Annotated in this window: 11 protein-coding genes and 1 tRNA gene; 8 read left to right on the forward strand and 4 right to left on the reverse strand. The window is 55.4% G+C overall.

The genetic code is table 11. The features are described 5' to 3' along the window. The 3 genes from ACILQA_RS06990 to ACILQA_RS07000 form a co-directional block, all read left to right on the forward strand. On the forward strand, window positions 1-228 hold a 228-nt coding region (locus ACILQA_RS06990), incomplete at its 5' end, for an amidohydrolase family protein (protein WP_395629051.1). After that, window positions 228-1,244 carry an NADP-dependent oxidoreductase gene (locus ACILQA_RS06995; protein ID WP_395629052.1) on the forward strand — a complete coding sequence of 339 codons (1,017 nt, stop codon included), beginning with the start codon at window positions 228-230 and terminating at the stop codon, window positions 1,242-1,244. The genes ACILQA_RS06990 and ACILQA_RS06995, both read left to right, overlap by 1 nt. Before the next feature lie 201 nt (window positions 1,245-1,445). After that, window positions 1,446-4,229 (forward strand): TonB-dependent receptor, encoded by a 2,784-nt coding sequence (locus ACILQA_RS07000; protein WP_395629053.1) that lies wholly within the window; start codon window positions 1,446-1,448, stop codon window positions 4,227-4,229. A 199-nt stretch (window positions 4,230-4,428) separates the two neighbouring features. Here the strand turns inward: ACILQA_RS07000 and ACILQA_RS07005 are convergent, their stop codons facing one another. Continuing rightward, on the reverse strand, window positions 4,429-5,814 hold the full coding sequence (locus ACILQA_RS07005; protein WP_395629060.1) for a DEAD/DEAH box helicase: 1,386 nt from the start codon (window positions 5,812-5,814) through the stop codon (window positions 4,429-4,431). A gap of 115 nt (window positions 5,815-5,929) precedes the next feature. After that, window positions 5,930-6,433 carry a hypothetical protein gene (locus ACILQA_RS07010; RefSeq protein WP_395629054.1) on the reverse strand — a complete coding sequence of 168 codons (504 nt, stop codon included), beginning with the start codon at window positions 6,431-6,433 and terminating at the stop codon, window positions 5,930-5,932. Between the two features lie 103 nt (window positions 6,434-6,536). Between ACILQA_RS07010 and ACILQA_RS07015 the strand changes: the two genes are divergently transcribed. From ACILQA_RS07015 to ACILQA_RS07025, 3 genes are all read left to right on the forward strand, one after another. Continuing rightward, entirely contained in the window at window positions 6,537-7,964 is a 1,428-nt protein-coding gene (locus ACILQA_RS07015; protein ID WP_395629055.1) for an FAD-binding oxidoreductase, read from the forward strand. A 64-nt stretch (window positions 7,965-8,028) separates the two neighbouring features. After that, on the forward strand, window positions 8,029-8,808 hold the full coding sequence (locus tag ACILQA_RS07020) for a SapC family protein (RefSeq protein ID WP_324477844.1): 780 nt from the start codon (window positions 8,029-8,031) through the stop codon (window positions 8,806-8,808). Window positions 8,809-8,857: 49 nt separating this feature from the next. Then, window positions 8,858-9,382, forward strand: a complete 525-nt coding sequence (locus tag ACILQA_RS07025) for a cytochrome b (protein ID WP_395629056.1) — start codon at window positions 8,858-8,860, stop codon at window positions 9,380-9,382. 247 nt (window positions 9,383-9,629) lie between these two features. Here the strand turns inward: ACILQA_RS07025 and ACILQA_RS07030 are convergent, their stop codons facing one another. Further along, entirely contained in the window at window positions 9,630-10,451 is an 822-nt protein-coding gene (locus ACILQA_RS07030; RefSeq protein WP_395629057.1) for an N-formylglutamate amidohydrolase, read from the reverse strand. Window positions 10,452-10,630: 179 nt separating this feature from the next. On the opposite strand from ACILQA_RS07030, the gene cpdR reads away from it, so the two are divergent. Together cpdR and ACILQA_RS07040 are read left to right on the forward strand one after the other, a co-directional pair. Then, window positions 10,631-11,008 carry a cell cycle two-component system response regulator CpdR gene (cpdR, locus tag ACILQA_RS07035; protein ID WP_395629058.1) on the forward strand — a complete coding sequence of 126 codons (378 nt, stop codon included), beginning with the start codon at window positions 10,631-10,633 and terminating at the stop codon, window positions 11,006-11,008. A gap of 43 nt (window positions 11,009-11,051) precedes the next feature. Further along, window positions 11,052-11,126, forward strand: a tRNA-Val gene (locus ACILQA_RS07040). A 176-nt stretch (window positions 11,127-11,302) separates the two neighbouring features. Here ACILQA_RS07040 and ACILQA_RS07045 read toward each other — a convergent pair. After that, window positions 11,303-11,490 (reverse strand): hypothetical protein (locus ACILQA_RS07045; RefSeq protein ID WP_395629059.1); only part of this gene is annotated, 188 nt, incomplete at its 5' end.

The raw sequence follows: 11,490 nt of genomic DNA on the forward strand, positions 1-11,490 counted from the left end.
GGCTTTACCACCGGCGCTGCTTACGCGGCCTTTGCCGAAGGCAAATTTGGTTCGTTAACCCCGGGGCATTATGCCGACTTCATATTGATTGATGTCGACCCATTGCTTGCAAGCCCGCGCGAACTGCGTAATGCGATAGTCAAAGAAACATGGGTCGGCGGTCGGCCCGTATATAAAAATGCTGCAGCAAATGCTGCGGAAGCAAACAACAATGGAGAGACAAGATAATGCGCGCATGGACCTTAGCTAGCCGCCCTGCCGGGCTTCCAAATGACAGCAACTTTGCGATGATCGAAGCACCCGATGCACCATTGGGCGCAAACGAGTTCCGCGTTGCGAACAGCTGGTTGTCCGTCGACCCTTATATGCGCGGCCGCATGAACGATGCGAAAAGCTATGCCGATCCATTCATGCTTGGCGAACCCATGACCGGCGGTGCAGTCGGCGTTGTGACCGAAAGCAACAATGCCGATTTTCCCGTGGGCGCAAAGGTTCTTCATATGGCTGGCTGGCGCGATAGCGCCGTATTCGGCGGCGACAAGACGCCACCTGCGGGCATGCCGCCGGTTAAACTGCCTGATCTGGGCGTTCCCGATCAACATTGGCTCAGCATCATCGGAATGCCCGGCGGCACCGCATGGTTCGGCTTGCTCAAGGTTGCCGAAGCGAAGGCTGGTGAAGTCATTTTCGTATCGGCCGCAGCGGGCGCTGTTGGTTCGACCGTCACCCAGATTGCGAAGGCCAAGGGCATGAAAGTCATTGGCTCAGCCGGTGGCGCAGAAAAATGCGCTTGGGTCAAAGAACTCGGTGCCGATGCCGTGATCGACTATAAATCCGGCAAGGTGCTGCCGCAGTTGATGGCCGCACTGAAGGACATGGGCGAAAGCGGCATTGATGTCTATTTTGACAATGTCGGCGGCGAACATTTTGATGCGGCACTTGCCACGTCCAAAGAATGGGCGCGCTTTGCGATTTGCGGCATGATTGACGTGTATAACGACTTCAAAGCCCAACCGATGCAGTATCTTCCGATGATCATCGGCAAGCGCATCATGATTAAGGGCTTCCTCTACCCTGACTTCTACGCACAGGTTCCAGAATTCAACGCCGACATGGCAGGGCTGATCCAATCTGGCGCGGTCAAGGGCCGTGAAACAGTGAAAGACGGGCTTGAGAAAACACCCGAAGCCTTCATCGGCCTGTTCAGCGGCGAAAACACCGGCAAGATGCTTGTCAAACTATAAGCAAATTGCTGCGCAGCATTCGTTGATATGTTACGGAAAAGTCTGTTCAAACTGAACAGTCTTTCCGTAACGTTAAAAATGTCAATGTTGCAATATTGACGCACAGAATGAATTTCAGGAAAACCGCGCTGAACAGCGATGACAGCCGTGCGTCCATTCGTTATATTGTAACATATCAATTTCAACACAGGAGAGAAGCATATGTTACGACGTGACAAATCCCTCAGCCACGCATTGAGACTATCGGCCGCTTGCCTTGCGCTTTCAGTGCCAAGCCTCGCATTTGCGCAGGAAGCCCCTCAGGCCGACGATACAGCGGAAGAAGAAATCGTTGTAACCGCGCAAGGCCGCAGCCAGCTGCTTTCAGATGTGCCAGTGGCGATTTCCGCCGTTAATGCCGAAACCCTCCAAAATAGCGGCGCGAACGATATTCGTCAGCTGAACCAGGTTGCACCATCGTTGCTCGTCTCTTCGACGGGTTCGGAAGCCAATGGTTCTGCCCGTATTCGCGGTATCGGAACGGTCGGTGACAATCCCGGCCTCGAAAGCTCGGTTCCCGTCTTCATCGACGGCGTATACCGTTCGCGTTCGGGCATTGGCTTGAACGAACTCGGCGAAATTGACCGTGTTGAAGTGCAGCGTGGGCCGCAAGGTACATTGGGCGGACGTAACTCGTCTGCTGGTCTCATCAGCATCTATTCCAAAAAGCCAAGCTTCACCTTTGGTGTTAATGGCGAGCTGACCTACGGCAATTATGACTTCATGCGCGCTGCAACGAGCATCACTGGCCCGATTTCGGATCAGGTCGCGTTCCGCGTCGATGGCGTTTATGTAAAGCGTGACGGTTTCTACCGTGACGACCAAAATGGCCGCGACGTCAACAATCGTAACCGCTACTTCCTGCGTGGCCAGTTGTTGCTCCAACCAACCGATGCGCTGTCGGTGCGTCTGATTGCAGACTATACCTCGCGTAACGAAGAATGCTGCGCAGCAACCTATGTCGATGGTTCCGTCAATCCATTCATTGGTGACCTGAACAACCCAAGCACGACCGGCGTGGCATCAACAGCGACATCCAACAACATCATCAACGTATTGCGTGACCTTGGCCAACCATTGGCTGCGTTTAACCAAGGCTATGGCCGTAACATCTCGGTCAGCGCCAACCGCGTTTTCAGCGGCGAAACCAAGGATTATGGTTTCTCCGGCCAAATCGATTATGATTTCGGCGGCGCAACTTTGACGTCGATTACGGCATATCGCCAATATCGTTCCGGTCAGGCGTCCGACACCGATTATGGTGAAGTCGACATTCTGTACCGCGCGCCAAGCGATGATGCTTATCGTCAATTCCACACCTTTACGCAGGAACTCCGCCTACAGGGTGAAGCATTTGACGGAAAGCTGGATTGGCTCGTCGGCGGATTTTTCTCGAATGAGAAGCTGACCGTCCGCGACAATCTGCGTTTCGGCAACCAATATGGCCGCTTTGCAACATGCCGCATCATTTCGGGTGGCGGTTTGGCTGGGCTCTATTCGCCCACCAGCCCATCATGCGTCATCCCTGGCGTCGGCACCGCAACCATCGGCGGCGCTTCGGGTCTGTCGGGTCCGGATATTCTGGCGGCGTTCACGCGGCTTGATAGCCTGAATGATCTGGGCACCACCAACGACCGTTATTTCCAGAACGGCACGAACTTCGCGGCATTCACGCACAACATCCTGCACATTACCGATGCGCTCGATCTGACGCTTGGCCTGCGCTACACCAGCGACAAGAAGAAGTTCGACGCCACCTTTGGCAATGACAACACCGTTTGTACGGCCGTCCAAGGCCTTGTGACCGACGACTTGGTGAACCCGCTGACAACGGCAACGGCGCGTGCACTTGCGGGTTCGTTGATTGGCCTGTCCTGTCAGGGCAACTCGACCGCGGAATTGAACGGCGTGTCTATCAACGACGAGCGCAGTGAAGATGAATTCACCGGCACCGCAATCCTGTCGTGGAAAGCAACCGACGACCTCTTGGTCTATAGCAGCTTCGCGCGTGGGTATAAGGCTGGCGGTTTCAACCTTGACCGTTCAGCACTGAAGTCGCCAATCGGCACATTTGCAGCATCGGGCGGCGCGCAGGCGTTGACGGGCAGATTGCAATTCGACCCCGAATTGGTCGACAGCTATGAAATCGGTGCGAAATTCTCAAATGGTCCACTCAGCCTGAGCGTTTCTGCGTTCCGTTCGGACTTCAGCAATTTCCAGCTGAATACGTTCAATGGCACCGTGTTCCTTGTGCAGTCGATCAACGGTTGTAGCGCGGATTTGGCCGGCGCCGACCGTGACCAGAACCTGTCGGCAGCAGGCTCCAACTTCAACGCAGCAGCGGCAACAACCGGTGCCTGTGCGCCAAGCGACGTGGGCTATGGCGTGCGCGCAGAAGGTGTCGAGTTGGAAGCATCCTTGGTGCCAGCACGCAACTTCCGCGTGGCGGCAGGTCTAACATATGCAAACACCAGCTATCGTGAAAACCTGGTCGGCAGCAAAACCGGCGCACCACTTGACCCTGCATTGCGCAAGTTGCCGGGCGACAATCTGTCCAACGCGCCAGAACTGGTTGCAACTTCAAGCATCACATGGACGCCGGATATCGGCAGCAATGGCATGAGCGGCCTGGTGTATATCGACGGTCGTATGACCAGCGATTACAATACCGGTTCCGACCTGTTCCCGCAGAAAGAGCAAGATGGTTTCGCCGTATTCAACGCGCGTATCGGTCTTCGCGGTCCTGATGAAGCCTGGAGCTTTGAGCTTTGGGGTCAGAACATCTTCAATAAAGATTACGCCCAGGTCGCGTTCAACTCGCCATTCCAGGCGGGTGCAACCTCGGCCCCATTTGTGGATGGGCAATATCCCGGTGGTCGCCAGCTGATGTCGCACTTCCTTGCTGAGCCAAGGACATATGGCATCACAGTGCGCGGCAAGTTCTAAGAACTTCGCGAACCTAAACGAAAAGGGCCTGCAGCGATGCGGGCCCTTTTTTGTTGGGTGGGATTGTGTGACCGGATTATGCGTCTGCGCGGTTCGTGGCAGTATCGTCACCCTGAACTTGTTTCAGGGTCTTACTTCTCGACGTCCAAAATTAAGACCCTGAAACAAGTTCAGGGTGACGGGATTAGCAAAAACGTAATTAAGACGTCCCAAACCCAACGCCCAGGAAGCCAGGCATTGGGCCATTCCATCCGTCATCGCTCGCTGGCGTGGCGCTTGGCTTTTGCGCGGGTTCAGCTTCAACCATTGGCGCTGGCTTTTCACGGGCAGGCTTGGCCGCCGCTTTTTCGTGTGCTGGCTTGGGTTCCACTGGTGCCGCCGCTTCTGCGGGTGCGGACTTGGCTTTTGGCTCTGTTGGCTTGCGGCCGCGCTTTGCGGGTGCGCGCTCTTCGGGTTCACCCGATGGAGCCTCGATCTTGCCAAGACGTTCGATCTTGGTGCCAATCAGCTTTTCGATGTTTTCAATGGCTTCTTCATCGGCCTTGGTGACAAAGGTAAATGCCTTGCCCTTGGCACCGGCGCGGCCTGTGCGGCCAATGCGGTGGACGTAATCATCGGGGTGCCATGGCGCATCAAAGTTGAACACATGGCTGACGCCCTTAACGTCGAGGCCGCGTGCTGCCACGTCGGACGCGACGAGCAGATTGATGTCGCCGTTCTTGAACGCTTCCAATTGCTTCTGGCGTGACGCCTGATCAATGTCGCCGTGAATTTCGCCCGAACGCATGCCATGGCGCTGCAGGCTGGTGTTCAATTCGCGAACTGTCGTCTTACGGTTGCAGAAGATAATCGCGTTGGACACATCTTCCGTGCGCAATAGATCACGCAACACATCGCGCTTTTTCATCGGTGATACGTTCACCAAAAACTGTTCGATATTGATATTGGCGGTCGCGGGACGCGCGACTTCGATATATTTCGGGTTCGACAGAAACTTGTCCGCCAGCTTCTTAATCGGCGGCGGCATCGTTGCCGAAAACAGCAATGTCTGACGCGTCGCCGGCAACTTTGTGCAGATATGTTCGATGTCGGGAATGAAGCCCATGTCCAACATACGGTCCGCTTCGTCGATGACGAGCATTTCGCAGCCCGTCAGCAAAATCTTACCGCGTTCGAACAAATCCATCAGCCGTCCGGGCGTCGCGATCAAAACATCAACGCCCTTTTCAAGCGCCTTCACTTGGTCGCCCATTTGAACACCACCGATAAGCAGCGCCATCGATAGCTTATGATATTTGCCGTATTTTTCGAAATTCTCAGCAACCTGCGCCGCAAGTTCGCGCGTCGGTTCGAGAATGAGGCTGCGCGGCATGCGCGCACGCGCACGGCCATTGGCAAGCACATCGATCATCGGAAGGACGAAGCTCGCGGTTTTACCCGTGCCCGTCTGTGCGATTGCGATGATGTCACGCATCATCTGGACCTGCGGGATAGCAGCGGCCTGAATTGGGGTTGGCTCGTCATAGCCAGCCTCGCTTAAGGCTCTCAATAATTCATCAGACAAGCCGATATCGGCAAAACGCATATGTTGTTCCGGAAAAGAAGATGCTGTGCCACCGGTGCCAAAGCCATAGCGACGAGCGTCGCCATTGGTCTCTGCGGGCAGAAATGTCAAGGTAATTGGCCGAATGCGCCCGGCGCTATCGCGGTATCAACAATCGGAATTTATCGATCGCGCATTTTGCCCCGGTGCGGGCATGCAACACATCCCGATCCACGCATAATTTGCCGTCATATGACCGCTCCATATAAGCGCCCGCATAAAACTCCCGCGCCAGACAACCGTCACCCAAATACGCGCGGATAAGGATGCCGTCGCGCGTCAACAGGTCGAGCGTACGGTCGGGTCCGGGACGCGAACCGCCCAGTCTGTCGACCCAAAGGCATTTGCCAATTTTCTTTTCTTTATATTTTAACTTCGCAACCGATTGCCGCTGTGCGCCCACGGCCGCTGGTGCGGACGCAGGGCTCGGCAAACGAATGATGATGCGTTGGTCCACGCGCACTTGGCCAAATTCGGTTTTTAACTTGACGAATGGCGCGAACGCATTGCCCGCCATGTCGACATTAAAATCGGCCCAAGCCTTTTGCGACACAGCCGTCAGGCCGGCCGCAAGCAGGATTATGGCAAAAACTATGCGCAAGAAACATTCCGGTATGAAGTTGAAGTTCTGCCGACTTTACCCGATAGGGTTGAACGTATCATGAATTAAATGCCCTGAACCTTTGCACATAATGGGAAAAGCCGTGCCAGATGTAAACGCCTTATCCGAGCTTCGCTCTATTTTGGGACCAAAAGGCTATTCGGATGATCAGGACGTCATATCCCCATGGCTGACCGACTGGCGTGGCCGATTTACAGGCGCCGCCGCAGCATTGCTTTCACCGGCCACCACCGAAGAAGTTGCCGCAATTGTGAGGGTTGCTGCGAAGTATCGGCTGTCACTGGTTCCACAGGGCGGCAATAGCGGGATGGTTGCCGGGGCCACCCCCAATAGCAGCGGCGATCAACTGATCCTGTCGATGCGGCGGATGAACAATATCACCGCGATCGATGCGGATGCCGGCCTGATAAGCTGTGAAGCGGGTGTCATCTTGCAGAACCTGCATGAAGCCGCCGCAAAGGCCGGACGGCGCTTTCCGCTCACGCTTGGGGGCAAGGGGTCGGCAACCGTTGGCGGCCTGATTTCCACCAACGCGGGCGGCACGCAAGTGTTGCGGCACGGCACAATGCGTTTCCTCGTTGCGGGTCTTGAGGCTGTTCTGCCCGATGGCTCGATTTATGACGCCATGGCGCCGTTGAAAAAAGACAATCGCGGCTATGACCTGAAACAACTGCTGATCGGCGGCGAAGGCACGATTGGCGTGGTGACCAAGGCCGTGCTGCAAACCGTGCCCGCGCTTATTGACCGCTGCGTCGTGTGGGCGGGCATCGATAGCCCGCAACAGGCCTATGAACTTTTGCTGTTCATGCAGAAACATGGGCGCGATCGTTTGGAAGGCTTTGAGATCCTTCCCCAACGCGCACTTGGTGCCGTGCTCACGCATATTTCGGGCACACGGCCGCCGCTCGACACAACACACCGCTGGCATGCTTTGATGGAATTTGTGCAGGACGACCCTGCCCAGTCCAGCCCCGGAGAGCTGGCCATGCATCTGCTTGAAGATGCGATCGCCCATAATTTGCTCGAAAACGCGACGATCGCGAGCAGCGACGTGCAGGCAGAAGCTTTTTGGAAAATTCGCGATTCGATTGCGGAGGCCGAACGTGCCGCCGGCGCCGCGCTGCAACATGATATCAGCGTTCCAGTAGCGGCCATGGCGCGCTTTATTGAACAAGAATCGCCGCGTATCGAAGCGGACTATCCCGGAACCAAGACCGTTGCCTTCGGACATTTGGGCGATGGTAACATCCATTTCCACGTAAAAGCCCCCGAAGGTGTCGATGTCGCGGGTTGGTACGCCGGAGATGGCAAGGCGATCACGTCGCACGTCTATGATCGCGTGCGCGCTTATGGCGGTTCATTGTCGGCGGAACATGGCATTGGCCAATCCAAAATCGACGAATTCGCGCGGCTTGCCGAGCCTGCCCGGCTTTCGGCGCTGCGGGCCATTAAAAGCGCGTTCGATCCGTTGGGCATTATGAACCCCGGCAAGCTTGTTCCACTTGCGTAAAGGCCGCTGTCCGACTAAAGCGCCGCATTAAATTTTTGCCCCATAACAAGCACTGGAGTTTCACATGGCCACAGCGCCCCAAGCCGCAAACTTGCCGCTTCTGTACAAAGACCTCATCCCGCTCAACAGCAACGATCACGTCACGTGGAAATCGCGCCTGTTGGAGAATGCAAAGTTTCTTGAAGGACAGCATGCAATCCCGTTGACGATCGAAGAGTTCGTTCCTGCATCGCGCACCTATCCCATCATTTTTTCCGCAACAGACAATCCTGTTCCGCTGGTCCTGATGGGCATGAACGAAGGCGTAAACACTTTCATGAACGAGGAAGGCTTTTTCGAGCGTCCCGTTTACGTCCCTGCATATGTCCGCCGCTATCCCTTCCTGTTGGCCAAGCTGCGTCCCGACACCGAAGAGCTGTCCTTGTGCTTTGACCCCACATCGGGCGCCGTTGGTGAATTCGAAGAAGGCACGCCCTTGTTCGAAGATGGCAAGCCAAGCGAAAACACACAGGCTATTTTGAAATTCTGTGAAGAATTCGAAAATGCCGGTGCGCAAACCCACGCCTTTGTTGAAGAGCTGCAAAAGCTTGACCTGTTAATGGACGGCGAAGTGTCGATCCAACAAGAAGGTCAGGAACAGCCATTCATCTACCGTGGTTTCAAAATGATCGACGAAGCGAAACTGCGCGAATTGCGTGGCGACACCGTGCGCAAGCTGAACCAGAACGGTATCCTTGCACTCATCCACGCGCATTTGTTCTCGTTGCAGCTGATGCGGGAAATATTTGCAGTTCAGGTTGCACAAGGTAAGGTACCGCAAGTGACGGAACTGCCTTCGACCTAATCAGGCGAAATGCTTCATGCCGTCACTGTCCATCAGGGAAAGTGACGGCATGGCAAAATATAGCAAGATCGCGATCCTTTTTCATTGGCTGATTGCCATATTGATCGCTGCCAACATACTGTTGGCAAATCTGGGCGAAGACCTGCCCCGCGCCGCACGCGCGGCCTATATGAGCCCGCACAAGGCCATTGGCATTTCCATTCTTCTACTGACGGTTGGCCGCATTTTATGGCGCATTGCCAATCGCCCGCCTGCGCTGCCTGATAAGATTACGGGTTGGCAGGCCAAAGCCGGCCAGTGCGCTCATATATTATTCTACGTCCTGATGATCGCCATGCCGCTGACCGGTTGGCTGATGATCGGCGCCAAGGGCAACGCTGCGCCCGTTGATTTCTTTGGCCTGTTCACCATTGATATGGCGGTTGGCGAAAATGCGATGCTGGCGGACATCGGGCATGAGGGGCATGAGCTATTGGCCGCGCCGCTTATCGTGCTCATCGGCTTGCATATTTTGGGCGCTTTGAAGCATCAGTTCATCGACAAGATGCCCTTTGTCCAAAGGATGTGGCCTTAAACGGGCGTTGGTGCCGTCAACATAGGCAGATCAACGACTGCCCGCACCCATGCCTCGCCTCAACGACAGTGGCGGCAGAATGTTTTTGCTCTGACTTGAAACTGCAATGCTCAGGTCCCATTCTTGATTCTGGACGGAGACTTCCCCTCCCGTTTCTGTCCAACGATGCCCTAACCGGCATCAACTCCCTGAACCTCGGCCACCCCGGAACATTCCGGGGTGGTTTTTTTACGCGAATCTTGCGGCTTTATTCCGCAGCCATCAACGCAGAGGAACCAAGCGCCTCGTCCGCCAAAGCCTCCACCAATCCGGCTATCAATAACTTCATCGGTTCAACGCCAGCCCCAGGCTGTCGCAAATCAGCATCAAGGTAAAGCGACCGGTCGACTTCCAATTGGATCGCATGGATATTGGCACGCGGCTTGGCATGGCGGCGCAGGATATAATCCCCGGCATAGGGGTGATTAAGCGCCGCCGTAAATCCGTGCCCCTGCAAACGGGACATCAGCAATTCGGCATATTGCGAGGATGCACTTTTGCCGAAACGGTCGCCGATCACAAATTGCGGCCCCGCGCCAGTTGCCGGGTTGTGGAGCGGTGGCATGCTGTGCACATCCAGCAGGATCGCGACCCCGAACTTTCGCCGCATATTTTCAAGCACCGTTGATACGGCCTGATGATAGGGCCGATGCAGCGCCGCAATGCGGTCATTGATATCGTCTAAAGTGAACTGCCGTTTCCACAAATCGCCTTCGCCCGACAATCGGCGCGGCACAAGGCCAAGCCCGCCGCGCTGCTTCACGCCGGGCGCGGGATAATCCGCGCGCTGTGCGCCTTGGACCATCTCAACATCGATATCCTGTTCATCGCGGTTCAGGTCGATCCAGGCCCGTGCGCGGTGGGCGACAATAACCGGATGGCCGAACTGTACCGAACGGCGCACCAATAGATCGGCATAGCGATCCTCAAGCCGGACCAGCGATGCCGGCGGCACGCGCAGCGCGTCAATGACAGCGGCTGGGTAATCGCGCCCGGCGTGCGGCACAGACAGCAGCACAGGCACGGACATATTTTCCGTTCCCCACATTGCAAATCCGGATGCCGATATGTCCAACACGCCCTCTTCATTAGACTAAAATATGTTGTTGGCAGGTTTTGCGCAAAATGGTGAAAAAAATTAAGCCTCTGCAATTATAGATAGACCCAGCGCCGCAATTTGGCGCCCCAAAAGATGTTTAAGGATTATGTATGACCCGCATTCTGCTCGCCGAAGATGAACAGGCCATGCGCGAATATCTCGCGCGCGCACTGGAACGGTCGGGCTATGACGTGGTCGCGGTCGACCGCGGCACAGCGGCAGCGCCCTTGTTGGAACAAGAGCATTTCGATCTGCTGCTCACCGATATTGTGATGCCGGAAATGGACGGCATTGAACTCGCGCGCCACTGTAACCGCGTGTCTCCGGGCACGGAGGTCATGTTTATCACCGGCTTTTCGGCCGTGGCGCTGCGCGCAAGCGCGTCCATGCCAAGCGCCAAAATACTGTCCAAACCCTTCCATCTGAAAGACCTTGTCCTTGAAGTCGAACGGCTGTTTTCCAAGGAAAGTTTTGGCGAGCTGAAATAGGCTTGAATGATAGCAAAAGCCCAGCTAGAGGCTGCGGCGTTGTGGGCGTATAGCTCAGCGGTAGAGCACTGCATTGACATTGCAGGGGTCGCAAGTTCAAACCTTGCTACGCCCACCATTTAAAAACCCCGCCGTCCGAATGGAACGGCGGGGTTTTTTAATTTCGCAATATGTTCCCCTGTGCGGCATCCGAATCCCAAACGCGCCGAACGGAACCCGTCATGTGCCATTCAACGCCGAATGCACGTAAAGCCTATGATAAAAATACCACAGCCGAGCAATAAAGTTGCTGGTTTAGCTGAGCAGTTTCCGGCGGCTGTCATCAGGGCAGGTTTCTTGCACGACCAATTTAGCCGCCAGCAGCTGCTTCAAAATCTCGTTGAACCAGCGTGACGACATGCCGGACTTATTCATATAATATTTTACCGGTTGCCCGGGTTCTTGCTTAATGAGGAGCAGCACATCCCCCTCTTTACGCATAA

Source organism: Sphingorhabdus sp. (assembly GCF_044239005.1).
Lineage (GTDB): Bacteria > Pseudomonadota > Alphaproteobacteria > Sphingomonadales > Sphingomonadaceae > Sphingorhabdus_B.

Bases quoted from the DNA above. Each gene is read 5' to 3' on its own strand.
- ACILQA_RS07025 (WP_395629056.1), top strand. From the start codon at position 8,858: ATGGCAAAATATAGCAAGATCGCGATCCTTTTTCATTGGCTGATTGCC.
- ACILQA_RS07030 (WP_395629057.1), bottom strand. From the start codon at position 10,451: ATGTCCGTGCCTGTGCTGCTGTCTGTGCCGCACGCCGGGCGCGATTAC.
- ACILQA_RS07005 (WP_395629060.1), bottom strand. From the start codon at position 5,814: ATGCGTTTTGCCGATATCGGCTTGTCTGATGAATTATTGAGAGCCTTA.
- ACILQA_RS06995 (WP_395629052.1), top strand. From the start codon at position 228: ATGCGCGCATGGACCTTAGCTAGCCGCCCTGCCGGGCTTCCAAATGAC.
- ACILQA_RS07000 (WP_395629053.1), top strand. From the start codon at position 1,446: ATGTTACGACGTGACAAATCCCTCAGCCACGCATTGAGACTATCGGCC.
- cpdR (WP_395629058.1), top strand. From the start codon at position 10,631: ATGACCCGCATTCTGCTCGCCGAAGATGAACAGGCCATGCGCGAATAT.
- ACILQA_RS07020 (WP_324477844.1), top strand. From the start codon at position 8,029: ATGGCCACAGCGCCCCAAGCCGCAAACTTGCCGCTTCTGTACAAAGAC.